Source organism: Sphingopyxis sp., assembly GCF_036675685.1.
In the GTDB taxonomy this organism is placed as follows: Bacteria; Pseudomonadota; Alphaproteobacteria; order Sphingomonadales; family Sphingomonadaceae; genus Sphingopyxis.
In genome coordinates this window covers 115225-140110 of the sequence record NZ_JAKFEM010000028.1, presented here as the reverse complement: position 1 = coordinate 140110, position 24886 = coordinate 115225, and the positions used below count along the sequence as shown (strand labels likewise).

Genomic DNA, 24886 nt, shown 5'->3' with positions numbered 1-24886 from the left:
TCCCGCTTTCGCGGGAATGACGACGAGGGGGATGGCGTGTCATACCTGCTGCGGCGGCACCTCATCCGGCCCGCGGCCGGGCTCGTCGATGTCGCCGCCGCCGGGGCTGCCGGGGATTTCGGAGGGCTGGCCCGCGGGGTCTTCGAGTGGGGTCGGCTGCACCGGCCGTTCGGGCGGCGCCTGCGGTTCGATCGTGTCGGGCTTCGGCTTGGGAAGCGGGTCGGTAGCATTCGTCATTGTGTCTCTCCTTGGATTAACCAACGAACGGGCGCGATGCACGTTCCGGTCCGCCAAATGCGCCTAGAGTATTGGGGCTTTCTGCCCTTGCCCTTGGCGGCGCGTCTGCTATAGCCCCGCGCGGCCCGCACGGGCGTGCGCGGCATCTCGCGCCTATCCGTGCACCCGGCCGAAGCTCTGAGCGGGCGTGGCGGAATTGGTAGACGCGCTGGTTTTAGGTACCAGTATCGCAAGATGTGGGGGTTCGAGTCCCTTCGCCCGCACCAGTTCGCACGCTCTGACGGGATGGGGCCGGGATAGGGGAACTCCGCCATCTGGCCGGGGTTCATCGATACGAGATTTTGAGCAAGGATAAGACCAAGGCAATGAAGACCGTCGAAACGCTGAACGAAGGCCTGAAGCGCGAATATCGCGTGACCATCACCGCCAAGGACATCGACGCGCGCGTCGACGACGAGGTGAAGAGCATTGCCCCGACGGTGCGTATGCCCGGTTTCCGCCCCGGCAAGGTGCCGCCGAACCTGATCCGCAAGATGCACGGCCCGGCGCTGTCGGCCGACGCGCTGAACAAGGCGATCGACGCCGGCGTTCGCGACCTGATGGCGAAGGAAAAGCTTCGCCCGGCGCTGCAGCCCGCGGTGACGCTCGCCGACGGCTATGAAACCGGCAAGGATGCCGAACTGACCGTCGCGCTCGAAGTCCTGCCCGACATTGCAACCCCGTCGATCGAAGGCCTCAAGCTCGAGCGCCTGACCGTTCCCGCCGACGACAAGGCCGTGATGGCCAAGATCGAGGAATTCGCCGCGCAGATGAAGCGCTTCGAAGAGGCACCGAAGACCAAGAAGGCGGCCGCTGGCGATCAGGTCATCATCGACTTCGCCGGCAGCGTCGACGGCGTCGCCTTTGACGGCGGCACCGGCGAGGACATGGCGGTCGAAATCGGTTCGGGCCAGCTGATCCCGGGCTTCGAAGACCAGCTGATCGGTGCCAAGGTCGGCGACGACAAGACCATCAAGGTGACCTTCCCCGACGATTACCCGGTCGAGGATCTGAAGGCGGCCAAGGCCGAATTCGCCGTCACGGTGAAGGAAGTGAAGGTCCCGGCGGCGTCGAAGATCGACGACGAATTCGCGAAATCGCTCGGCCTCGAAAGCCTCGACAAGCTGAAAGAGCTGATGAAGGATCAGGTCGAGCAGGAACATAACGGCCTGACGCGCACCTATATGAAGCGCAAGCTGCTCGACCAGCTCGCCGCGGCGCATGATTTCGACGTGCCGCCGACGATGGTCGAGGCCGAGTTCGCCCAGATCTGGCAGCAGCTCGAGCATGAAGTCAGCCACGAAGAAGATCCCGAAGCGGCGAAGGCCGAGCTCGAGAACGACCGTGACGATTATCACGCGATCGCGGTGCGCCGCGTCCGCCTCGGCCTGCTCCTGTCGGAAATCGGCCAGGCGCATGGCGTCCAGGTGTCGAACCAGGAAATGCAGCGGCTGATCGCGCAGGCGGCACAGCAGTACCGCCCCGAAGATCGCCAGCGCTTCGTCGAATATGTCCAGCAGGACGCGCTCGCCGCCGCGCAGCTCCGCGCCCCGCTGTATGAGGACAAGGTCGTCGACTTCCTGTTCGAAAAGGCCGAAATCAGCGACCGCGACGTGACGCGCGAAGAGATCGAAGCCGCGATCGAAGCCGACGACGACAGCGGCCATGTCCACGGTCCGGGCTGTGGCCATGATCATGATCACGACCACAAGCCGGCCAAGAAGGCGGCGGCGAAGAAGCCCGCGGCCAAGAAGGCCGACGTGAAGGAAGAAGCCGCCGAAGCTCCCGCCAAGAAGGCGCCGGCGAAGAAGGCTGAGGAAAAGCCGGCTGCGGCGAAGAAGGCTGCTCCGGCGAAGGCCGCCGAAGACAAGCCCGCAGCGAAGGCTCCGGCCAAGAAGGCCGCGGCGAAGAAATAAGCTTCGGCTGACGATCAACAAAAAGGCCGGGTGGAGGATGCTCCACCCGGCCTTTTTGTTTGGGGCGCTGCGAACTCAAACTTTCGTCATTCCCGCTTTCGCGGGAATGACGAAGCGAGGGAGGGTTCGGCGGTTCACCCTCTCAGATCACATCCATATTATAGCAATGCCAGCTGAAGATCGCCGCGGCGCCGCGATGGGGGCGCCAGGCCTCCGCCAGCTCGCGCGCCTGCTTCTCGCTGGGGCGCGCGCCGAGCTGTAGGATGCGGCCGACGGCTTCCTGCACCGCGAGGTCGCCTGCGGGCCAGATGTCGGGGCGGCCCTCGGCAAAGAGCAGGTAGATTTCGGCCGACCAGCGGCCGATGCCCTTGACCTTGGTGAGCAGCGCGATCGCTTCCTCGTCATCGGCGGGGAGGGCGTCGAATTTGAGTTCGCCGTCGAGGATGAGCTGCGCGAGGCTTTTGGCATAGCCCTGTTTCTGGCCCGACAGGCCGCACGCGCGCAGCGTGTCGAACTCGGCCGCCGCCATCACCTCGGCGGGGCAGCCTTCGCCGAATTGCGCCTCAAGCTTGTTCCAGATCGAGTTGGCGGCGGCGACGCTGACCTGCTGGCCGACGATGGTGCGGAGCAGGGTGGTATAGCCGGGGGCGCGGATGCGCGGTTCGGGATAACCCGCATGGCCGAGCGCGCGCGCAAAATTGGGATCGAGCGCCGCCAGCGCGTCGATTCCACCGTTCAGCTGCTGCTGGCTGAGGCCCATCTCATATTCTCCTTTTGTTCCCTTGGTAGCCAATAGCAACGCTTGATTTGCCGCGCAACGCGAGACATAGGGCCAGCGACACAGAAGATATGGGGACTAGCATGGCGAAGCTGATTGTCGTGACGCGCGACGGGATTGAACATGAGATCGAGGGCGACACCAGCCTGACCGTGATGGAAAATATCCGCGACGCCGGGTTCGACGAGCTGCTCGCGCTGTGCGGCGGTTGCTGTTCGTGCGCGACCTGCCATGTTCATGTCGAAGCCGGCGCGACCGACCAGCTGCCCGCGATGAGCGAGGACGAGAACGACCTGCTTGATTCGACGACCGACCGCGACGAAGGTTCGCGCCTGTCGTGCCAGATTCCTTTCAGCGACGCGCTCGACGGGCTGAAGGTGCGGATCGCGGCGGAGGATTGAGCCTCCCAAAGCCCAAATAACCGCATCCCCGAGCGAAGACGAGGGGCCAAGCCGAGCGCAGTCGAGGCATGTCGGGTTCTCGCTCCGCTCGAACGAGCCCCTCGTCTTCGCTCGGGGATGCGGATTTTGCGTTTAGCCTTTGCCAGCCGTCGCCACCGCATAAAGCGCGATCGCCGCGGCGTTCGAAATATTCAGGCTTTCCATGCGCGGCGAGATCGGCAGCTTGGCCAGCACGTCGCAATGTTCCATGACATTGTGACGCATCCCGTCGCCCTCGGACCCGAGTACCAGCGCGACGCGGCTGCCGTCGAGGGTCGAGCCGAGCGTCGTTTCGGTGTCGCCCATCAGGCCGATGCGCCAATATTGCGCCTCGGCGATTTCCTCCAATGCGCGCGACAGGTTGACGACGCGCACCCACGGCACGATTTCGAGCGCGCCCGATGCCGAGCGCGCGATGACGCCGCTTTCGGGCGGGCTGTGGCGGTCCTGCGTGATGATCGCGGCCGCATCGAACGCCGCGGCCGAGCGCAGCACCGCGCCGATATTATGCGGATCGGTGACCTGGTCGAGGACGACCAGCGGCCGCTTGCTGTCGGTGTCGACCTCCTGCTGCAACAGGTCGCCAAGATAGACGCCTTCGAGCGGATCGACCTCGATCACCAGACCCTGGTGCGGCGCATCGCGGGCGACGAGTCGCGCGAGGTCGGTGACCTCGGCGTAGGAGATCGGAATGACAGGCGGCAGGTCGAGCTGACCCAGCGCTTCGCGCGTGCCCCAGATACGCTTGACGGTGCGTTCGGGGTTGGCGAGCGCGGCGAGCACGGCGTGGCGGCCCCAGAAACGGATGGCCTGGCCGCGCTGGCCTGGGCCCTGCGGACGGCGGTGACGGGAAATTTGTCTCATAGCGCGCGCCTTTCCCACGACTGCCATTGACAGGCAAGCCTCGTTTCGCCATTGGACCGCTTCCCAAAGCGGACCCCATGGACAGGTGGCCGAGTGGTTAAAGGCAGCAGACTGTAAATCTGCCCGGGTTTCCCGTACGCTGGTTCGAATCCAGCCCTGTCCACCACCCTCCGGTCCGAGGGCATCCCTCAAAAGCTCTAGAAATGGCGGAAAACCTAGCGTATTATCGCTTGGTTCGATCCCCTGCATCCCATGCTGTTTCACTGCAGCTCAGCAAAAACTGTGGGGGGAATGTGGGGGTAAATTTTTTGACCCTCAAGAATCGGCCTCCCAAGTGTGGGGGTAAAAATATGGGTTAACGCTATGAAAAAGCTCACAGCTTTGGCGATCAAGGCAGCTTTGGCGAATCCTGGCACCTATCAGGACGGCGACGGGCTGTTTCTGAAGGTCGACAAGCGGGGCGGGGCTTATTGGCTTCTGCGTCTGCAGCGCGATGGTAAGCGCCAAGACATTGGCTTGGGCAGCGCCAAATTGCTTCCGCTCGTGGAGGCTCGCCAGAAAGCCAGCGAACTGCGCAAGGCAGTCAAGATCGACCGGCGTGATGTGCTGGCGGAGAGGAAGAGTGAAGCTGCCGCGAAGGTCACATTTCGCGAAGCGGCGCGCCAATATCATAGAGAAAATGCCGCAGGTTGGAAAAGCGCCATCTATGCGCGCCAATGGCTCGCCAGCCTCGAAAGCCACGCCTTTCCAAAATTGGGCAATGTCCCGACTGGTGGGATTACAGCGCCCGATATCATCGACGTTCTGTTACCGATCTGGCAGGAAATTCCCGAAACGGCGCGTCAGGTGCGCAACCGGATCTGCGTTGTCCTGGACTATGCTCACGCGAAAGGCTGGCGCTCGAGCGAAGCTCCGTCGGGAAATGGCAGCTTGAAAGCGGGACGCGGATTGCCTCGCCAAGTGAAGTCGCGGGAGAATCGCAAGGCCATGCCCTATAGCGCGCTGCCCGCCTTCCTCGCAGCTTTGCGGCGAAAGCCGGCATTTGGCAGGCTGGCGCTCGAACTGCTCATCCTGACCGGCGTGCGCAGCCAGGAGGTCCGGCTCGCGACGTGGGACGAGTTTGATTTTGAGGGGCGGCTGTGGACGATACCCAGTGACCATATGAAGCGGGGCAAGGCTCATGTTGTTCCGCTGTCCGGTGCGGCGTTGGCTGTGCTGACGAAAGCAAGCGCCTTCCGGCTTTCTGGGGTCGACGTGGTTTTCCCAGGAGCGATCGGCAAGCCGATGTCCGATATGACGCTGCTAAAGGTGCTGCGCGACATGAAGGAGCCGTTCCATGTCCACGGTTTTCGTTCAACGTTCACCGATTGGGCAGCCAACGAAGATTTTGCCGATGCCGTGGTGGAGGCGGCGCTGGCTCACAAGACACCTGACGCAGTGCAGGCCGCCTATCGGCGTACAACCTATCTTGGCACACAGGATCAGCCCGGCGCGCGTGTCAAATTGATGGAGGCGTGGGGGAGCTATTGTGCTGGCGGCGTTCCCGAAACGGAATAATATCGTCCCGGCGGGGAACAATGAGCGCGGCCTCAAATGAGCGCGCACTGGCGGCGGCAAGCCCCGTACTGATCGCTCACCTCACTCAAATTGCGATAATTGATCGTTCCGGGCAATAGCGCGGGGGTCGCCCCCCTGTTCTGCAGGACCATCCCGGGCGACGGGCGAGTTGACCTAGACCGGCGCGGCGCCCCGTGAAAGTGCGGCGGTGCGATTATTTCCCCGCCGGCTGCGCCGGCTACTCGCGATCGCTGCGCTCCAAATAATCGCACCGCCGCACTCCTCCGCTTTGCTGCGGCCCTTCGGGTTCGCGAAGTGCCTCATGCGCCGGTCTCTGGTCCGCCCATGCCGCAGGGATGGTCCCGCGGCACATTCAAGGAGACGACCAATGGCAGCTATCGGCTTTGTGAACGGCACCATCGAAAAAGGCTTCGTGGGCCAGCTCAAGACCCTCTCGATCCGCGCCGCGATCGAGATCCGCACCAACCCCTCGAAGAACGGCGACGTCCAGCCCGATTACCGGGTCTATTCCGAAGGCGTCGAGATCGGCGCCGGCTGGGTCTGTATCGGCGAGGCATCGGGCAAGCCCTTCGTGTCGCTGACGCTCGCTGCCCCCGAGTTCGGGCCGCGCCGCATCTACGCCAACCTCGGCCGCGCCGCCGGGCAGGACAGCGAAGACGCTTACGCCCTCATCTGGAATCCCGCCGATTGAGGTGGGCATCCAGGCCTCGCGCCGCTCTGGCGGCGCGGGGCTCTTCGGCCGCTCCGATCAGGCGTCCTCGCGTTCGAGGTCCTCGATGGTGAAGGTCATCGGGTTGCGGAGCCATGCATCGACTTCGGATGCGCGCCATCCGCAGCAGCGTTCGGCGAGCTTATGCTGCGGCGGGAAGGTTCCGGCGGCGATTTTGCGGTACAGCGTCGCACGGCTGAGGCCGGTGCACGCCAGTACCCGAGGTAGGCGAAGAAATGGATCGATCGTGTTGAATGTCATGTCATGTCCTTTTGAATGTCTGGTTCCTCCTTGGCGCTAGCGAGACCGATGATGTGAAAGAAATGGCAGCCGTCAATATCGTGAGACCGGCAGCCTTGCTGAATACCCGAAGCTTGATGTCGTGGGATTCATCAGATTGCGTTGGGATGCTTCACAACCGTAGTTGACTTTCTGAACGACTCGGCTCCGCTGCCTCAAAAAATATTTGGATTCACTGAAAAATATTGAGATCGATCTTGCGAGTGAGACCGTCTGCGACGGTCGCGCCCGGACTGCCGCGCCACTTCTGGCGCGATCGTTGTTCGATTCGCGGGTCGAGATCGCGCCTCGGGTGCGCCGGTGGTCGCCGCTTCGCGGCGGCGTGACAGGCTCCCGGCACGGGAGGGGCACAGGGGGGCGTCACTCGCCTCTAGCCCCGCCCGGCCGGGCCGCAACCCGCGTTACGCGGGTTCTCCATTTCATTGCGATCCTGCGGATGCAGCCCGCCCGATGATGCGGGTCTGCCGGCTCCTTCCTGCCGCCCCCCTGCGCCCCTTCCGGGCCGGGCCGCGGTTGGAAGGAGAAGGGATATGAAACAGCGGAAAGTCGAACGGCATAGCCTTTATGCCGAGGTCACGAGCCGGATCATCGCCGAGCTGGAGGAAGGGCGGCTGCCATGGGTGCAGCCATGGGATAGTGCCGCATGCGGCTGCACCATGCCGCAGAACGCCGGTACGGCCCGGCGCTATTCGGGGATCAATGTGCTGATCCTTTGGGCCGAGGTCGTTGCCAAGGGTTACGCCTCGCAGCGTTGGCTCACCTACCGGCAAGCCGAAGCGGCGGGCGGTAATGTCCGGCGCGGGGAGAAGGGCACGGTTATCTGTTATGCCGACCGCTTTACGCCGAAGGCGGAGCAGGAACAGGCGCGCAGCGAAGATCGCTCGGCGCGGCAGGTTGCGTTCCTGAAACGCTTTATCGTGTTCAATGTCGATCAGTGCGAGGGACTGCCCGACGATTATATCGCGCCGATGGTGAGCCCCGATCCGGTGCTCACCATCGCCGAGGCCGACGCGTTGATCGCGGCGAGCGGTGCGCGGGTCCAGATTAGCGGCGGCGAGGCTTTCTACAGCCCCAGTCATGACTTTGTGCAGGTGCCTCCACAGGCAGCCTTTCATGAGCCGATCAACTGGTATCGCACCGCGCTGCACGAGCTGGGGCATTGGACCGGCCATGGCAGCCGGTTGGACCGCGACCAGAAGGGCCAGTTCGGCTCGGAATCCTACGCCAAGGAAGAGCTAGTCGCCGAGATGGCGGCTGCCTTTACCTGCGCATCGCTTGGTATCGCTCCGACCGTTCGGCATTCGGATTATATCGCGTCGTGGCTCTCGGTGCTGCGCGGTGATGAGAAAGCAATCTTCCGCGCCGCCAGTCAGGCCAGCAAGGCGAGCGATTATCTGCTCGCGTTCGCAGGAGAGGATCAATGAGGCGCCGCGATCTTTCGACCGTGACCATTGCGGATGCCGAGCGTCGGATGGTGATCGCGCTCGGCAAGATGACCAAGCTGCAGGCCGACATCTTTCTGTCGATCCGCTTCGATCAAACGCCCTACGAGGAACTCGCGGCGCGGCACGGCATCACCGTCGATCAGGTCACCGCCGACTTTGCCCGCGCGCTTCGCATATGGTCGCGTTGCCTTCACGCACGCTTTCCATTGCTGGTCTGGCCGTGGCTATAATTTGGGTTCGACCGGATGGCGCTTGCCATCCGGTCGAACGCCTTTCTAAGGTTGAACCCGACATGCGCAGCGACATCGATCATCTTCCCCCGCACAAACAGCGCGAGCTAGAGCGCGTCGTGCAGATCATCTTCGAGGAGTTCGAGGATGCGCTGGCGCTCGCCACCCAGGGCTGGAAGAAGAAGGGGCGGATATCGAAGATCATTCTCTACGGCAGCTACGCGCGCGGCGGCTGGGTCGACGAACCCCACACCGCCAAGGGCTATCAGTCAGACTATGACCTGCTCATCATTGTCAGCGACAAGCGGCTTACCGATCGCGTCGAATATTGGGCGAAGCTCGACGACCGACTGATCCGTGAGTTTGGCGTGACCAAGACGCTTCGCACGCCGGTCAATTTCATCGTTCACAGTTTGCAGGAAGTGAACAACGGGCTGCTCGGCGGGCGCTATTTCTTCATGGACGTCGCGCGCGATGGCATCGCGCTCTATCAGGACCATGACAGCGAGCTGGCCGAGCCGAAGCCGATGATGCCGCATGCCGCGCTCGATATGGCGCGGGAGTATTTTGAGGAATGGCTGCCAGCTGCGCGCGGTCGCGAAAAGTTGGCGCGATATGCAATTGTCGAGGAGTTACCGAAGCACGCGGCTTTCGAATATCACCAAGCCGTAGAGAGCCTTTATAATTGCGTCCTCTTGGTCTGTCGGTTTTACTCGCCCCACGTTCACAATCTCGGCTTTCTGAGGACGCAGGCAGAGCAGATCGATCCGCGCCTGATTGACGCTTGGCCGCGCGAAGATCGCCCCGATCGCGCCCGTTTCGAAAAGCTCAAAGACGCATATGTAAAGGCGCGCTACTCGAAGCATTATAAGATCACCGAGGAAGAACTCGCGTGGCTTGGCGATCGCGTTGAGCAACTTGCCGCCATCGTCGAAACCATCTGCAATGAGCGCATTGCCGAACTCGAAAACACCGCGCGCGACGCGGGATAGGGAAAGGACACCATGGAAGATACCGAAATGCTGGTCACGCTGACCGCCGATATTGTTGCTGCCCATGTCAGCAACAACAGCGTCGCCATATCGGATATCCCGCTGGTCATCCGATCGGTGCACGAGGCGCTCGCCGGTCTTTCCGCGAACGCCGAGCCGGAACCCGAACCGCAGCAGCCCGCCGTGTCGGTGCGCGCGTCGGTGAAGCCCGACTACATCGTCTGCCTCGAAGACGGCAAAAAGCTCACGATGATGCGCCGCTATCTGATGACCAATTTCGGCATGACGCCCGACGAGTATCGCGCGAAATGGAATCTGCCGAAAGAATATCCGATGACCGCGCCGAACTACACCGAGAAGCGCCGCGAACTTGCCAAGCAGATCGGTCTCGGCACCAAGGGCCGCGGCGGCGGTCGCAAGCCCGCCGCGCGCGGCCGCGCCAAGGCTAAATAGTTTTGACGGGGAATCTCTCCGACATCAATGATGGGGACTGCGCGTGACGCTTAAGATGATGGCGGCGGCGACACTTCTGCTGCTCGCGTCGGGTTGTTCGGCTGGACCCGAGCCAGCCGAAGCTCCTGGAGCTGAATCGGGTGCGGTCGACTTTAAGCCGGTTGATCAGCCGTCCGCCCAGAGCGGCGTCGATGCCACTTCGGAGGACGAAGCAACGCTCGATTGACAGTCTGATGCTATCGGCAATTTTCCGGGTCGAAGGCGCGCCGCCCCCGGCGGCGCCATAACATCAACTGTTCCTCGCGTCGTTCGCCGCGTAGCGTAGCGGCTGCCTCGACGAGCAGCCCGAGAATGGCCGCGCGATCATCACCCGTCAGCTCTATCAGATCCGCCTTGGCGACAAGTCCGCCGAGCTCGATCAGCTGGCGCGTCCGCTCGCGACGCTTCACCTGCCACGCCCGCGTGTCATGCCGCGCCCGCTTCGCCTGAAGACGGTTCCGCGCCTGCACGGATCGCCGATGCGCTGCTCGCGTTGCGGCCAGCGCCTTTGCGAGCACGGGCGCCGTCATTGCGAAAGAAGGCTGCGCCGCTTTTGCGCCACGCCTCCTTCCGCGCCCCGTCCGATCCAGCGGCTTCGATCAGCGCGCCCGCCAGCTCCTCGATCGACAGCGCGTCGGCGCCTGTTGCGATCACCAGCTCGCCGAGCTGGCCTTGTTTTTTCGTCTTGAGCGCCTTGGTCTTGTCGGTCAGCGCCTGGAGTTCGGCATCGAAATCACGGGGTTTGCGCATTGTCTGTCCTTCCGTTGGTGAGGGTCGGACGAACCAGCTATGCCGAGCCTCATCGCCGTTCAAGCAGCTGAAATCCCTTGAGATGTTGCGATCCCGAGCGCGATGAAATCGTGTGAGGGCGCGCTTATACGTCGTGCCGACGTGCTCGTTTTGCTGTAAATGGTACGGCGCTATGGCGCTGTATCATTTCTCGGCAAAAGTCATTTCGCGCGCTGCCGGCAGCAGCGCGGTCGCGGCTGCGGCCTATCGTTCGGCCGATCGGCTGCACGACGAGCGCCTCGGCCGCAGCCACGACTTCTCGAACAAGGCGGGTGTCGTTCACAGCGAAGTGCTGCTGCCCGAAGGCGCGCCCGAGGAATGGCAAGACCGCGAGAAGCTCTGGAATGATGTCGAGGCGGCGGAGGTCCGCAAGGATGCCCAGCTCGCCCGCGAAATCGAGTTCGCGATCCCGCGCGAGATGACCGAAGGGCAGGGGATCGCGCTCGCGCGCGACTTCGTCAAACGTGAGTTCGTCGCGCGCGGTATGGTCGCTGACCTCAATGTCCATTGGGACATTGGCGCCGACGGGCTTGCGAAGCCGCACGCGCATGTCATGCTGACGATGCGCGAGATCCGCATCGGCGAGGATGGATCGGCCGAGTTCGGCGCCAAGGTGCGCGACTGGAACCGCACCGAGCTGCTGACCCATTGGCGCGAGGCGTGGGCCGATCATGTCAATGAACGCCTGGCATCGCTCGACATCGACGCACGCGTCGATCATCGCACCCTGGAAGCGCAGGGCGTTGACCTCGAACCGCAGAACAAGATCGGCCCCGCGGCCTCGCGCATGGCGGCCGAAGGGCTCGATGCCGACCGGCACGGCGAGCATATCGAGATCGCGCGAACGAACGGCGAGAAGATCATCGCCAATCCATCGATCGCGCTCGACGCGATCACGCACCGGCAGGCGACCTTTACGAACCGCGACCTTGCCATGTTCGTTCACCGGAACAGCGACGGCAAGGAGCAGTTCGATGCGGTGATGGCGGCCGTGAAGACATTGCCCGATTTGGTCGAGCTGGGCAAAGACGGTCGCGGGGAAGACCGGTTCACGTCGCGCGCGATGATCGAGACCGAGCAGCGGCTCGAACGCACGACCGCGACGCTCGACGCGCGCCGCAACCATGGTGTCGCCGACCGGTATCGCGAGCTTGCTTTAGCGCGCGCTAGCGGCCGCGGCCTCGATCTGTCGACCGAGCAGCGTGGCGCGCTTGAACATGTCACGTCGGCGCGCGGTGTCAGCAACGTCATTGGCTATGCCGGAACCGGCAAGAGCGCGATGCTCGGCGTTGCGCGTGAGGCGTGGGAGGCGGCAGGCTATCAGGTGCAGGGCGCCGCGCTGTCGGGCATCGCCGCCGAGGGCTTGGAACATGGCTCGGGCATCACCTCGCGGACGCTCGCCAGCCTCGAACATCAATGGGCCAATGACCGTGAGCGGCTCACCAACAAACATGTGCTCGTCATCGACGAGGCCGGTATGATCGGGACACGTCAGCTTGAGCGTGTCGTGACCGAAGCGGAGAAGCAGGGCGCCAAGGTGGTGCTGGTCGGCGATCCCGAACAGTTGCAGGCGATCGAGGCGGGCGCGGCGTTCCGCGCCGCCGCCGAGCGCCACGGCGCAGTCGAGATCACATCCATCCGTCGGCAGCATGAAGAATGGCAGCGCGATGCCACGCGCGAACTCGCCACCGGGCGAACCGGCGAGGCGATCGGGCGTTATGCCGAGGCCGGGCAGGTTCATGCCGCCGACACGCGCGAAGCTACGCGCGCCGAGCTCGTCGATGCCTGGGATCGCGATCGTCAGCAGCACCCAAATGCGAGCCGGATCATCCTCACGCACACCAATGATGAAGTCGGCCTGCTCAACGCGGTGGCGCGCGAACGGATGCGCGCGAGCGGCGCGCTCGGCCCTGACACACGGATCGGGGCCGAACGCGGCGCACGCGACTTTGCATCAGGCGACCGCATCATGTTCCTCAAGAACGAGCGCGGCATGGGCGTAAAGAATGGTTCGCTCGGCACGGTCCAGAGCGCGAACCAGTTCCGCATGGCGGTGATGCTCGACGACGGGCGCGCTGTCGCGTTCGACCTGAAGGACTATGCCCATGTCGATCACGGCTATGCCGCGACCATTCACAAAGCCCAAGGCATGACCGTCGACCGGGTGCAGGTGCTCGCGACACCGGGGGTAGACAGCCACTCGACCTACGTCGCGCTATCCAGGCACCGCGAGCGGGTCGATTTATACTATGGACGCGACGATTTTGCGAGCCAGAACAAGCTTGTCCGCGCTGCGTCGCGCGAACGCGGCAAGGATATGGCGAGCGATTATCGGGTAGCGCCCACGGCGCCAACCGCAACGCCCAAGCGCAGCATTTTCGATGGCCTGAAGCTGACGCGCCCGATTGCTCTTGACGGTCGCGTCAATGCGCCGCCGCCCGAACTGCGCCGACCGACCTTCAGCAACATCCGCATCGATGCTCGAGCACTCGATCCAACTCCTACGCGTCCGCCGATCGACAAGGCGATCGAGCGCTTCGCGCGCGCGGCGGGCAAGTTGATCGAGGTCGCGCGCGCGAACCGCGAGCCGCTCATGCACGAGCAGAAGGCTTATCAGGATGCCGCGCGCGAACTGAATGGACTGCGGCCCGGCGCCGCGGCGGATCTGCGTGCCGCTCTCCTGGCAGACGAGCGCCTGGTGATCGAAGCCTCGAAAGGACGAACCGCCGATGCGATCAAGGCGATGGAGCGTCAGCGCGGCGCCCGTATCGAGATCGCGCAGCGCGCCGATGCGTTCGTCGAGCATTGGTCGAGGGAGGCGGACCGCTATCGCAAGCTGCGGCAAGGCGCTGACATCGGGGCATCGAACAAGGTCCGCGCCAGTCTTGCCGAAATGGCGAAGAGCCTGCAACGCGACCCGCAGCTCGAGTCGCTGCTTCGAGTTCGACGCGCCGAGCTGGGCCTGAAACCTTCTGCGACAGGATCGCTGTCGCATGACCTCCAGCAATGGCTCGGCCGCTCGCGCGACAGAGGATTGTCGCTCTAGACCCGAACCCATGGCTGAAAATATACTTCCGCAATCCGCCGATCCCGCAGAAGCGTTCAACGCGCTGCGCGGTCAAATCGCCCTCCTGCAGACCGCACTTGAAGGACTGACCGCCGCGCGAGAGAAGATGCCGGACTATACCGACGAGCTTCGCCGCATCGTCGAATATCTTGGCGGTCTCGATCGCCGTCTGACCGAGATCGAAGGAAAGCCCGCACTTGCAACAACGCCGACGGATTTTGCCGCCGAGATGGTTCGGTGTAGCGTGCAAGCGCGGGATGAGGACCGTCGGCTCGTGCAGCAGGCCCACCAGAATGTCGTGACGATTTACGCTCAGCTCCGCGAACTGGTCCGGCAGGCCGATGGCGCAGAGGCACAGCAGATGCGCTACTATTATTTTGCGGGCGGCGGCGCGGCGGTAGGAGCTTCGCTTGTCGTGCTCATCATGCGGGCGTTCGGTTGAGGCAGGTTTGCGCCTGATCTCGGTCGTAGCCGTTTGAGACGTGCCCGCCCGAAAGCCGCCGTTCGGTGCCACGGACGTAAGTTGTTAGCCGCGGTCACGCACCAAGTTCATCCCGAATGCGCGTTGCGCTGACCCGCCTGCTTCCCGAAAGCCAGTCGTCCGCTGCGTCGAAAAGGAATCGTACTCGCGCAGACAAGCTGGCTTGCAGTTTAATGACGGACAGTATACGATATATTGTAGGAGTTAACGAATCGAAACAAAAATGGGAGGGTAGGGCTATGCGGATTAAATCGGCGATCCTGTGTTCGGCGGCGTTTGGGGCAATGACGATTGGGTGCCTGCCGACGGATGTGGCGGCGCAGGAATCGGATGCCGTTGCGGACGAGATCGAAACGCCCGATGATGCGACGATCATCGTCGTTGGCATCCGGGGCAGTGTCGAGGCAGCCAACGACACCAAACGCAAGTCGAAACAGATCGTCGACTCGGTGGTCGCCGAAGACGTCGGCAAGCTCCCCGACAATAATGTGCCCGACGCGCTATCGCGCGTGACCGGTGTGCAGATCGACCGCGCGCGTGGGCAAGGGCAGGACGTCACGATCCGCGGCCTTTCCGAAATCCAGACTACGATCAACGGCAATCAGACCAATCTTGGCGATGGTCGCTCGCTCAATCTCGCCGACATTCCGGCCGAACTGCTGAAGCAGGTCGACGTCTACAAGACGCGCACGGCGGACCAGGTCGAGGGCGGGATCGCGGGCACCGTCAACGTCGAACTGCGCCGCCCGATGGACCTCAATCGTGGCTGGACGATCGCGGGCAGTGCGCGCGGCGTGTATGACGACATCGCCAAGAAGACGAGCCCCTATGGCAGCCTGCTCGTCGCCAACCGGATGAACGCAGGCGATGGAGAGATCGGCTTTCTGATCAATGCGTCGTGGGCCAAAAATTTCTACGACGAAAATTTTATCGAGAGTGAATCGCCCTTCGACACGACGATCGACGGTTCGACGGTGGTGATCCCCTATCGCGCCCAATATGGCCTTGAGGAAGGTCATGTGACGCGTCCATCGATCAACGCGGTGCTCCAGTGGAAGCCGAGCGACAATCTCGATTTCGTGCTGGAAGGCGGCTATCTCGGATCGCGCGAAAAGCGCTCGGTCGAACGGCTGTATGTGCAGGACATGCCCTTCATGCCGGCGGGCAGCTACAGCGACGTCGTGCTCATGCCCGACGGCACGACAGTAAAGTCGCTCACCGTCTCCAACCCGAACGGGATTGCCGGGGGGATCGACTCGCTCTACAATTCGTTCCACTCGAACCTTTACACGACCAATTTCGAGACGCACTGGCGCGGCGATCGCGCCCAGATCAATGCCAGCGTCCAGTATAACTGGAGCAACGAAGGCAATTATTTCGTCGAACAGATTTTGCGTCCCGGCGCGCTGACCTCGGCGAGCGTCGACTTCATGTCGGACCAGTACAAGGGCGGGGTGCCGGCGATCACCTTCAACGGCGTCGATCTTGACGATGTCAGCTCATATGTCGTCGACCGTTTCCAGGACAATCGGGGCGGGTCGAAGAATAAGGAATTCGCAGCGCAAGCAGACCTGACGCTGCGACTCAGCGACGCGCATTTCCTGCGCAACCTCCAAGTGGGCTTTCGTTACAACCGCCGCCTGACGAGTCGCTATTATGGCTATCGCGACGGTTTCCCTCGCATCGGCGGGGCGCGAACGCCGCTCACCGATTTTCCCGGCGGCGGTGACGCCAGCCTGACCGGACCGACCATCGGTGGTATCGACAGCCTGACCTGGTACCGTATTCCCGGGGCCAGTGCCCTCCGGAACATCGACGCCATACGCGGCTATATTCAGCAATATGATCCTGGCAACGCCGAACGTTTCTCAAGCGAATTCCCGCCGAGCGATCGCGGTCAGACCTTCCGGTCGACCGAGAATAATTTCGCCTTCTATGGCCAGCTCAACTATGGCTTCGATGCGCTGGGCTTCCCGATCGACGGGTCGGCGGGCGTGCGTTACGTCAATACATGGGGCAGTTCGAACAGCTTCAACTTCCGTCCCGGCGACGCATCGAACGGTTTCCAGGACATCGTCGAGGAATCGCCGGGCCGCGGCAATTATACCGACATCCTGCCGAGCTTTACCGCGCTGCTCCATTTTACGCCGAAGCTGCAACTGCGCTTGTCGTACACGACGAATGTCCAGCGCCCGAGCTTCTATGACACGCGTCCCTTCTATTTCGCCGAAACGCGGGCCGATCCGAAAATCATCTTTGCGGGCAATCCGGCGTTGGAGGCGCAGCGCGAACGCGCGTTCGACATCAGCGCCGAATATTATTTCGGCCGCGGCGGGCTGGTTTCGCTGGCAGGCTATTACAAGAAGGCGACGAACTTCTTCTATTATAGCCGCGAGGGTGACCAGCCGCTCGACATGTACGGATTTCCAGGCGAGACAGGCTTTGTCGAGCAATTGCGCAACGCGGGTGATGGCACCTTCGCGGGCATCGAAGGGTCGGTTCAGAGCTTTTTCGATTTCCTTCCCGGTTTTGCGAAGAATTTCGGGATCAGCCTCAACGCCAGCCATGTCCTGAAGGCGCGGGTCGAATATCCCTATCCCGAGGAATTCCCTGGTGCGTTCGATTCGCCCAACACGTCGAAATGGACGGCGAATGCGGCGCTCTTTTATGACACGCCAAAGTTCAGCGCCCGCGTCGCGCTCAATTACCGCTCATCCTATCGCCTGTTCGTCTGGACGCAGAATCCCGACTACTCCTGGTATAATGACGATACCTACCGCCTCGACGCGGCGATCAACTACACGCCGGTGAAGTGGATGACGCTCTCGCTCGAGGGCGGCAATATCCTCGGACACGACGTCTATCGCTATTTCGGGAAGGAAAACCTGCTGCCGCTTGGCGTTCGCACGCTTGGGCGTACCGTGCAGGGCAGCGTTCGTTTCCGCTTCTGATCGCGGCGCGTCTTCGATTGGTTGTAGTGGCCGCGACATGTCCATGTCGCGGCCATTTGCCGTTTTGAAGAGGTTGGGCGCCGTTCGATCCGGTCGAGATCGCCGCCGTTACGGCCGCCAGATATAGACCGGCTTTGCCGTGATTTCGGCGACGGACGCCGCCAGCCTGGCGCCGCGCGCGGGATCGTCCGCCGCCGCCTGATCGACGAAGCCATAATAGACACCCTTTGTGAACGACGCGCCGCGCTGTTCGACGTCGCCGACATTCTGGGCGGTGCCCGACAGGACGATATCCCGTTCAAACTCGCCAAGGCCGACGAATGCGGTGTCGACGCGCGCGCGCTCCTTGACGATCGTGTTGCCGCGGATCACCGACAGGCCACTGACGCGGGCATTGCCGAGGAGCTGGCCGCCATCGACGACGGCATGATCCTCTACGCGGGCATGGTCGCGTACGGACCCCGACAGAACGCGCGCCCAGGGGCCGACATAGGCGGTTGGGTCCACCGTCGCACCCGCCGCAACCCAGCCGCCGCCGTTCGGATGGCGATGACCGCCCGATGCCGGCGCCGAAGCGCCCGGCTGGAATCCCTCGGGCAGTGCGCCTTCGAATGCGGCCATCCAGGGATAGCGGTAGATCGAATAATAGGGCTGCTCGGCGCCGATATGGTGAAAGCTGTCGGGGGCGCCCATAACGATCAGGTAGAGGCCCTGGTCGCCGTGCAGCAGCGGCAGCGTCGCCTGTCCGTCGGCACCGCGCTCAAGCGGCGAATAACGTGCGCGGCCGGATCCGCCGACCGCCACGATCCCCCAGCGCCAGCCGGAGGAGGGAGGGGGGATCGCCGCCGGTTCATTGGCCAGTCCCGGCAGCGCCGCCGTCGCCGATGCGTCTTGGGTGACGCCGCGGAACGTGACGGTCACGCTGCTCGCGTCGGCGTCGGGGTGCAGGCGGACGATATTATAACCCCAGCGCTGCGGCGCCCACGCCGCGGGTACCGCAAAGCGGCGCCGGTCGAGGTCAATCGGATCGAGAATCGTCGTGCGTCGCAGCCGGTCGCCGGCTTGGGCCTCATAGCCGCCATATTCGCGGCGATAGACCGCGCCCTGATCGGTGCCGTCGGGATTGACATAGTCCCAGCTGGCGTTGCGCATCGCCCAGTCGCCGAAGGCGTCGTTGAGCTGCGCGAGCGTCCAGCCGCGGCTGCGCATCAGCACCGCGATAGGATCGGCGCTCGTCCCTTCGGCATCCATGTCCTTCGGCGCGTCCGACCACAGCGCATTGACCGCCGGATAGCCGAAGCGGTTCTTGATATATTCGAGGAACTGCCAGTTGCAGTAGCGGACCCGCGACGAGCCGTAATAGAGGTGCGGATAATTGACCGACAGAACCGAACAATGGGTGTTGCTTCTAAACTCGGGCAGTTGAAGCGCCATCCAGTTCGCGTGGCTTTCCCAAAGCCATTGCGAATAGGGCGAGGCGCGATAGGCGCCGGTTTTTGCCTGCAACGCGTGGGCGAATTCGTGCGCGAGACCGAAGCGATCGCGCACGCCGCCGGGGCCGATCCACATCCCCATCTGACCAAGCTCGTCGGCCCCGCCCGACAGCCCATAATCTGCCGCCACATAAATATTGGCCTTCCGCTTTTCGGTATCGCGGCAATCGGGTTCGGGAAAGCCGATCCGATCGATGAATTCGCCCCAGACGAACTCCAGATGCTCGCCGGCGGTGCGGGCATCGGCCATCGGCACGAGATCGCCCTGCCAGCGGAATGCAAAATGCGTCGTTTCATAACGCACGGGCAGCGCGCCGTTGACCTTGTCGTTCGGGTCGGTCACCGCCACGGACCAAGCGCCGGCGATGCACATAGTCTCGCCGGCGCGAGCGGATGGTGCTGCCGGGTTCGAGGCGGGCGGGGTCACGGGGCCGACACCCGGACCCCCGCTGCACCCGGCGAGCGCGAAGAGCCACAGCGCTTGGATTGCGCGAATGTCGGCCATCAATGGTTCCCTTCCGCCGCGAAGGCGATCAGCGCGGGGTCAATGTGACGGTGACGGGCTTCGTACCGAGCGGGACGGTGAAGCCGCCGCGTTCCGTATTCGCACCGATCACGGTCATTTGCCGCGCTGTCGGGGTCGTGGCCTCGACGAACAGGCGCGCGTGCGGCGTGTGCGCGTCGGCGGGGTCGAGCGTCAATTCGATCCGCCCGGTCGCCGGGGCGTAGGTCGCACTGGCGATTTTGCCTGCTTCCATCGTGATCCACTGGCCGGCGGGTGCGATGAACAGGCGCGCGCGTGCGCCGTCCCTTGGCGTGATCGATATCTTGCCCTTCGCCGCACCGACGTCGCCGCCGAAGCCCAGCCAGCCGAGCGTCGGGTCGTCGACGACATAGGTCGCCGCCGCGATCGCATGGCCGTAAAAACCCATCCCGTAATCGCCGCTATAGGGATCCCATTTCATCATGTCGGGCCAGGCATGGAAGGCGGCCGAGGAAAAACCGTCCTGATCGATGTTGGTGATGCCCCCCATCATGCCGCCATAGGCGACGCGCAGCAGGTGAAGGTCGGCGGGGTTGCGCCGGAAGGCATCGAACAGCGGCACCGCGTTGAGCGTCGATCCATAATGGTGGATCTGCCGTTCGATCCGCGAATATTTCCCGCCATAAAGGAAATCCCAATAGCGGCGGGCGTTGCCGTTATAGGCCCAGCTCGGGATGGTCGGGTCATAGCCCAAGATGACCTCGCGCGTGACGTCGGCCTGCGGTTCGTAGCCGAAATAGCGCATCCAGGCATAAACCTCGGGCTGCCCGGTCGAATCCCAGGGCATTTCCGACCCGAAGGGATATTGGAGCGTGCGCCAATGGTCGGCGCGGCCTTTCATCAGCCGCTCCATCTCGGTCGCCTCGGCGGTCAGCCCCTCGCGCTTCAGATCCTTCAATATGTCGACGAAGACGTCGCCCTCCATCAGCCCGAATTCCGCATAATAGGGGGCATCGCGCATCATCGCGACGGTCGTCTGATAGGCTTTGCCCAGATACCAGCGCCAATCGTGACGCTTGACGAGGCTCGGGTGATTGCGCGCGGTGCGATAGAGGACCCAATGCCCGATCGCGACATGGGGGTAATTATAAGCGCGGCCCAGATCCCCGGCGGCCTTTTCGTTCCAGGCCGTCCAGGATTTCCAGTCGTCGGCGTCGAACCCGCCATAGGCGCCCGGAAATTTTGCCGGATCGTAGTAGAAGAGGCTCTTCTTCACCGCGCCTTCGTGCGGGCCTTCGGCGACTTGCAGGCGGCCGACGACGGTTTCGTTCACCAATCGCTCGATCTTGGCAACTTCGGCGGGATCGGGATTGTCGAGCTGCTTCATCGTCGCCGCAACCCAGCTGCCGCCGCCGCCCTCGTCGCTCATCCCCGCGATCCATGCGCGCGGTTCGACGTCGACGATCTTTTTCGCCTCATTGTCATAGGTCAGGATGGCTGGCGACCGGCCGAAAGGATCGTCTTTGCCTTCATACCATTGACGCGTTGTGGAAAAGCGGCCCAGATCGGCCATCGTCTGTTCGAGCGGCTTGGTCACGAAATAGCTGACCGTCTGCTTCTCACCATTGGCATAGCCGAGCGTCAGCCGCACTCGGCCCCATTGCCGCCCGCGGACCGACAACCGCGTCCAATCCTTGGCGTCGCTTGCCCGCACCGCCTCGATCGCGCCCGCGGGATAGCTTTCGATGGATGTGATGCGGCTGGGCGCCTTGACGAACAGGCTCGCCTGCTGATCCATCGGAACGACATAGCCCGGAATGCCGACGGCGACGGGGCGCTTGTTCGCGATCAATGTCGGCTCGATCGCGCGGATGGATGGCGCTTGGGCAAAGCGGACCCCGACGTCGATGCTTTCGCCCGGCTGTAGCGTGCGGCTTGTCGGCGCATTCCATTGCTCACCGGCCTTTTTCCATTCGCGATCGGCATAGCCTGCCGAATGGACGGTCCAGTCGTAAAAACCCTCGGAGGTCTGTCCGCGCTGACTTTTGTCCGTAAAGATCGAGCCGACCTCGGCTTCTCGCGGATTTTTGAGCGGCTGATAGGCTTCGAGCGGGCTGTTTTTTTGCGGCAAGACGAGCAGCGCAGGACCCTTGCCGTTCAGGCGCGTCACTTGCAGATATCCGGCGTCGCGGCCGATATTGGGGTCGACGAAGCTGGCTTCGCTGTGCGCCTGATCGAGATTGCGGTCGGTGATGATGTTGTCGAAGACCATCGGCATGCCGAGCACGCCGATTTCCAGCGGCTGATCGGACTTGTTCGCGATGCGGAAGGATAGGGCCAGCTGGCCCTTCTGGTCGAACCACCGCCGCTCGACGGTGAACGGCGCGTCACTGCCCATGCTCGCGGTGATATCGGCAGCCGCGATCGCCGCTCCGCCAGCGGGCAACGGGCGTATGGCGCGGCGCGCGTGCGCCGACGCGAAATCGCGCCATTCGCCGCCGGACGCCCGCACGCGCAGGTTGAGGTCGCCGATATGGTTATAGCCGTCGCCGGCCCGTTCGGCCTCGCGCGCGGTGGGAACAAAGCTGAATCCGGGTTCGGTCCCCGGCGAGAGCCGCGCCAGCGTCTGCGTGTCGGCACGCAGTGCGACGACAAGATCGCCGACCCGATATTCGCTCGTCGCGATTGGCTTGTACTGCGGTTTTGGCGGCTCTTGCGCCACCAGCACGGGGGTCGCCGCGACCAGCGCAATAGCCCCGCTCGCGAGCAGCGCCGTCGAAAATGCCGCCTTGCCGCGGCGCCATTTTGTCACTGCATTTTGGTTCATTGCTTCTCTCCGCTTCGTCTGAAGGGCAGGATAGCGGCATTTTTCCAAACAATATACAGTATATTGTAGGACTTTATCGCAAAAATGATGCTGGACAGGATGCGCGGGGAGCTAGAAGAAGTGACTATGAACAGACAGATCAAGAACTTTTCCCTTAAGCCAGGCGCGGGGGCGCTCATCCAGCAGGGCAATGGCAAGCGGCTTCGGGGCTCGCTGGCGCAGCAATTGGCTGTTCAGATCCTGACCGGCGAACTGCCCGAGGGGCATCTTTTCCCCGGCGAAATCGAATATGCCGAACAGATTGGCATTTCGCGTTCTGCCTTGCGCGAGGCGTTCCGCACCTTGTCGGCGAAGGGGTTGGTGGACAGCCGTCCGAAGGCCGGCACACGAGTCAGTCTGCGGCGCCAGTGGAGCCTCCTCGATCCCGACCTGCTCGCCTGGCAGTTCGAGGCGGAGCCAAGCTTGAAATTTCTGCACGACCTGTTCGAATTGCGGATGATCGTCGAACCCAACGCCGCCGAACTGGCAGCCGAGCGCCGTACCGAAGAGCAGGTGCAGGCAATGCATGATGCGCTTGAGGCCATGGCGCATCACGGGCTGGCGACCGAAGCCGGACGCCTCGCCGACCAGCAATTCCACATGGTCATGCTTGAGGCGAGCCGGAACGATGCCGTGATTGCGCTGGCCAGCTCGATCATGGCCGCGATCGCCTGGACCACCATCTACAAGCAGCGGAAGCGCGAGCTGCCACGCGACCCGATCCCCGATCACCGCGCGCTGTTCGACGCGGTGGCTGCGAGCGATCCGCGCGCCGCCCACGCGGCAATGGCGGAACTCATTCGCCTCGCTCTCATTGATACGGAAATTTCTTTGCAGCCCGATTGACAGAGACGGGGAGCTGAATTCGCATCGATAATCCCGTCGATTGATTGCGCTGCAGCGCTGGCGGAGCGATATCAATGATTGTCGCGAGGCAGTCCGGCGGTCTGGGCGATGCGCTGATATTTCTCCGCGCCCTCAAGAATGGCGCCGCTGTCCATCTGCCCGACCAGCTGGCGCTGGATTTCCTGCCACGGCGTCTGTGATGCTGGATAGGCGAAACCGCCCGCATCCGCGAGATTCTGCCGGCGCTGCGCAATCTCCCCGGCGTCGATCAGCATATCGGCGGTTCCGTTGCGTAGGTCGATCCGCACCCGGTCGCCGGTGCGCAGGATGGCGAGGCCACCGCCCGCCGCTGCTTCAGGTGATGCGTTCAGGATCGACGGGGAACCCGACGTGCCCGATTGGCGGCCGTCGCCGATGCAGGGCAGGGCGCTGATGCCTTCGCGGATCAAATAGGCCGGCGGGCGCATGTTCACGACTTCCGCCGCCCCGGGATATCCGATCGGACCGGCGCCGCGCATGAACAGCACGGTGTTGTCGGTAATGCCGAGTGCGGGGTCGTCGATGCGGCGATGATAATCCTCGGGCCCGTCGAACACCATGGCCGAGCCCTCAAAGGCGTCAGGGTCCTCGGGGTTTGACAGATAGCGAGTGCGAAACTCGTCGCTGATGACGCTCGTCTTCATGATCGCGACATCGAACAAATTGCCCTTGAGCACGATGAAGCCGGCGTCCTCGATCAGCGGCTGTTCGAACCGGCGAATAACCTTTTCGTCTTCGATTTCGGCGCCTCGGCAATTTTCGCCGATGGTGCGACCATTCACCGTCATTGTGTTTTCGTGAATCAGGCCCTGGCCGATCAGTTGCGCGATCACCGCCGGCACGCCGCCTGCGCGATAATAATCCTCGCCCAGATATTCTCCGGCGGGCTGCAAATTGACGAGCAGCGGGATCTTGTGCCCATGGTCCTGCCAATCGTTCATGGTCAGCTCGGCGCCGATATGCCGGGCGATCGCGGCCAGATGAATCGGCGCATTGGTCGATCCTCCGATCGCACTGTTGACGACGATCGCATTCAGGAAGGCCTCTCGCGTCATGATGTCCGAGGGCTTCAGGTCCTCGGCGACCATTTCGACGATGCGCTTGCCCGTGCGGTAAGCGACTTCCTGACGATCGCGATAGGGCGCCGGAATCGCCGCCGATCCGGGGAGCATCATACCCAGCGCCTCGGCCAGCGAGTTCATCGTCGTCGCGGTGCCCATGGTGTTGCAATAACCGGTCGACGGCGCCGACGAGGCGACGAGCTTGATAAAGCCCTCCTCGTCGATTTCGCCCGCCGCCAGCATCTGGCGGCCCTTCCACACGATGGTGCCCGATCCAGTCCGCTCTCCCTTGTGCCATCCGTTGAGCATCGGGCCGACCGATAGCGCGATGGCGGGCAGGTTCACCGTCGCCGCGGCCATCAGGCAGGCCGGCGTCGTCTTGTCGCATCCCGTTGTCAGCACCACGGCGTCGAGCGGATAGCCATAGAGCGCTTCGACGAGGCCCAAATACGCCAAATTGCGGTCGAGTCCGGCGGTGGGGCGTTTGCCCGTCTCCTGAATCGGGTGGACGGGGAATTCCAGCGCGATCCCTCCGGCTTCGCGAATTCCCTCGCGCACGCGCTCAGCGAGTATCAGATGGTGCCGGTTGCACGGCGACAGGTCCGATCCGGTTTGCGCGATGCCGATGATCGGTTTGCCCGAGCGTAACTCTTCGAGGCTGAGCCCGAAGTTCAGGTAGCGTTCGAGATAGAGCGACGTCATGTCGATATTCTCGTCGTTCGCGAACCAGGCGCGGCTACGAAGCTTCGGGGGAACCGGGGCGTTGGACATGGACATTCTGCTCCTGCG

The 24886-nt window shown here is 63.1% G+C and carries 21 protein-coding genes and 2 tRNA genes; 14 read left to right on the top strand and 9 right to left on the bottom strand.

Annotated features, from left to right (window positions below; all coding sequences use genetic code 11):
• Nucleotides 1–39: 39 nt before the first annotated feature.
• Complete coding sequence (locus V6M50_RS12945) at nt 40–237, bottom strand: hypothetical protein (RefSeq protein ID WP_332818980.1); 198 nt, start codon at nt 235–237, stop codon at nt 40–42.
• A gap of 181 nt (nt 238–418) precedes the next feature.
• Here V6M50_RS12945 and V6M50_RS12940 point away from each other — a divergent pair.
• Nucleotides 419–503, top strand: a tRNA-Leu gene (locus V6M50_RS12940).
• A 99-nt stretch (nt 504–602) separates the two neighbouring features.
• The gene (tig, locus tag V6M50_RS12935; RefSeq protein WP_332818979.1) at nt 603–2192 is read left to right on the top strand and encodes a trigger factor; all 1590 of its coding nucleotides are present in this window, start codon (nt 603–605) and stop codon (nt 2190–2192) included.
• 142 nt (nt 2193–2334) lie between these two features.
• Here the strand turns inward: tig and V6M50_RS12930 are convergent, their stop codons facing one another.
• The gene (locus tag V6M50_RS12930) at nt 2335–2952 is read right to left on the bottom strand and encodes a DNA-3-methyladenine glycosylase family protein (protein WP_332818978.1); all 618 of its coding nucleotides are present in this window, start codon (nt 2950–2952) and stop codon (nt 2335–2337) included.
• Nucleotides 2953–3053: 101 nt separating this feature from the next.
• Here V6M50_RS12930 and V6M50_RS12925 point away from each other — a divergent pair, with 101 nt between their 5' ends.
• Nucleotides 3054–3371 (top strand): 2Fe-2S iron-sulfur cluster-binding protein, encoded by a 318-nt coding sequence (locus V6M50_RS12925; RefSeq protein ID WP_332818977.1) that lies wholly within the window; start codon nt 3054–3056, stop codon nt 3369–3371.
• Between the two features lie 132 nt (nt 3372–3503).
• Here the strand turns inward: V6M50_RS12925 and rlmB are convergent, their stop codons facing one another.
• Nucleotides 3504–4274: a 23S rRNA (guanosine(2251)-2'-O)-methyltransferase RlmB gene (gene rlmB / locus V6M50_RS12920; RefSeq protein WP_332818976.1), complete on the bottom strand. Its 771-nt coding sequence runs from the start codon at nt 4272–4274 to the stop codon at nt 3504–3506.
• Nucleotides 4275–4353: 79 nt separating this feature from the next.
• On the opposite strand from rlmB, the gene V6M50_RS12915 reads away from it, so the two are divergent.
• The 3 genes from V6M50_RS12915 to V6M50_RS12905 all read left to right on the top strand — a co-directional run bounded on the left by V6M50_RS12915 (nt 4354) and on the right by V6M50_RS12905 (nt 6543).
• Nucleotides 4354–4440: transfer RNA gene (locus V6M50_RS12915), tRNA-Tyr, on the top strand.
• Between the two features lie 197 nt (nt 4441–4637).
• On the top strand, nt 4638–5831 hold the full coding sequence (locus V6M50_RS12910) for a tyrosine-type recombinase/integrase (RefSeq protein WP_332818975.1): 1194 nt from the start codon (nt 4638–4640) through the stop codon (nt 5829–5831).
• A 388-nt stretch (nt 5832–6219) separates the two neighbouring features.
• Nucleotides 6220–6543 carry a DUF736 domain-containing protein gene (locus V6M50_RS12905; RefSeq protein ID WP_332818974.1) on the top strand — a complete coding sequence of 108 codons (324 nt, stop codon included), beginning with the start codon at nt 6220–6222 and terminating at the stop codon, nt 6541–6543.
• Nucleotides 6544–6600: 57 nt separating this feature from the next.
• Here V6M50_RS12905 and V6M50_RS12900 read toward each other — a convergent pair whose 3' ends face one another.
• Nucleotides 6601–6822: a helix-turn-helix transcriptional regulator gene (locus V6M50_RS12900; protein ID WP_332818973.1), complete on the bottom strand. Its 222-nt coding sequence runs from the start codon at nt 6820–6822 to the stop codon at nt 6601–6603.
• A gap of 569 nt (nt 6823–7391) precedes the next feature.
• Between V6M50_RS12900 and V6M50_RS12895 the strand changes: the two genes are divergently transcribed.
• The 4 genes from V6M50_RS12895 to V6M50_RS12880 all read left to right on the top strand — a co-directional run bounded on the left by V6M50_RS12895 (nt 7392) and on the right by V6M50_RS12880 (nt 9981).
• Entirely contained in the window at nt 7392–8285 is an 894-nt protein-coding gene (locus V6M50_RS12895; RefSeq protein ID WP_332818972.1) for an ArdC family protein, read from the top strand.
• Nucleotides 8282–8536 (top strand): sigma factor-like helix-turn-helix DNA-binding protein, encoded by a 255-nt coding sequence (locus V6M50_RS12890; RefSeq protein WP_332818971.1) that lies wholly within the window; start codon nt 8282–8284, stop codon nt 8534–8536. Before V6M50_RS12895 ends, V6M50_RS12890 begins: the two co-directional genes overlap by 4 nt.
• 62 nt (nt 8537–8598) lie before the next feature.
• On the top strand, nt 8599–9528 hold the full coding sequence (locus V6M50_RS12885) for a HEPN domain-containing protein (RefSeq protein WP_332819060.1): 930 nt from the start codon (nt 8599–8601) through the stop codon (nt 9526–9528).
• 12 nt (nt 9529–9540) lie between these two features.
• Nucleotides 9541–9981 carry a MucR family transcriptional regulator gene (locus V6M50_RS12880; protein WP_332818970.1) on the top strand — a complete coding sequence of 147 codons (441 nt, stop codon included), beginning with the start codon at nt 9541–9543 and terminating at the stop codon, nt 9979–9981.
• A 236-nt stretch (nt 9982–10217) separates the two neighbouring features.
• Here V6M50_RS12880 and V6M50_RS12875 read toward each other — a convergent pair whose 3' ends face one another.
• A complete protein-coding gene (locus V6M50_RS12875; RefSeq protein WP_332818969.1) occupies nt 10218–10430 on the bottom strand; it encodes a conjugal transfer protein TraD in 213 nt (70 codons plus the stop codon).
• A 16-nt stretch (nt 10431–10446) separates the two neighbouring features.
• Nucleotides 10447–10770: a conjugal transfer protein TraD gene (locus tag V6M50_RS12870; protein ID WP_332818968.1), complete on the bottom strand. Its 324-nt coding sequence runs from the start codon at nt 10768–10770 to the stop codon at nt 10447–10449.
• A gap of 172 nt (nt 10771–10942) precedes the next feature.
• Between V6M50_RS12870 and traA the strand changes: the two genes are divergently transcribed.
• From traA to V6M50_RS12855, 3 genes are all read left to right on the top strand, one after another.
• Nucleotides 10943–13855 carry a Ti-type conjugative transfer relaxase TraA gene (gene traA / locus V6M50_RS12865; protein ID WP_332818967.1) on the top strand — a complete coding sequence of 971 codons (2913 nt, stop codon included), beginning with the start codon at nt 10943–10945 and terminating at the stop codon, nt 13853–13855.
• A 10-nt stretch (nt 13856–13865) separates the two neighbouring features.
• On the top strand, nt 13866–14318 hold the full coding sequence (locus V6M50_RS12860; RefSeq protein WP_332818966.1) for a hypothetical protein: 453 nt from the start codon (nt 13866–13868) through the stop codon (nt 14316–14318).
• Nucleotides 14319–14641: 323 nt separating this feature from the next.
• Nucleotides 14642–17308: a TonB-dependent receptor gene (locus tag V6M50_RS12855; protein WP_332818965.1), complete on the top strand. Its 2667-nt coding sequence runs from the start codon at nt 14642–14644 to the stop codon at nt 17306–17308.
• Nucleotides 17309–17416: 108 nt separating this feature from the next.
• Here V6M50_RS12855 and V6M50_RS12850 read toward each other — a convergent pair whose 3' ends face one another.
• Nucleotides 17417–19306, bottom strand: coding sequence for an Svx/AvrXca family virulence/avirulence protein (locus tag V6M50_RS12850; protein ID WP_332818964.1), 1890 nt, complete (start codon nt 19304–19306; stop codon nt 17417–17419).
• Nucleotides 19307–19334: 28 nt separating this feature from the next.
• Nucleotides 19335–22112 (bottom strand): DUF5695 domain-containing protein, encoded by a 2778-nt coding sequence (locus V6M50_RS12845; RefSeq protein ID WP_332818963.1) that lies wholly within the window; start codon nt 22110–22112, stop codon nt 19335–19337.
• Nucleotides 22113–22238: 126 nt separating this feature from the next.
• Here V6M50_RS12845 and V6M50_RS12840 point away from each other — a divergent pair, with 126 nt between their 5' ends.
• The gene (locus V6M50_RS12840) at nt 22239–22997 is read left to right on the top strand and encodes a FadR/GntR family transcriptional regulator (RefSeq protein ID WP_332818962.1); all 759 of its coding nucleotides are present in this window, start codon (nt 22239–22241) and stop codon (nt 22995–22997) included.
• Nucleotides 22998–23068: 71 nt separating this feature from the next.
• Here the strand turns inward: V6M50_RS12840 and V6M50_RS12835 are convergent, their stop codons facing one another.
• Nucleotides 23069–24868 carry an IlvD/Edd family dehydratase gene (locus V6M50_RS12835; protein WP_443030510.1) on the bottom strand — a complete coding sequence of 600 codons (1800 nt, stop codon included), beginning with the start codon at nt 24866–24868 and terminating at the stop codon, nt 23069–23071.
• Nucleotides 24869–24886 lie beyond the last annotated feature (18 nt).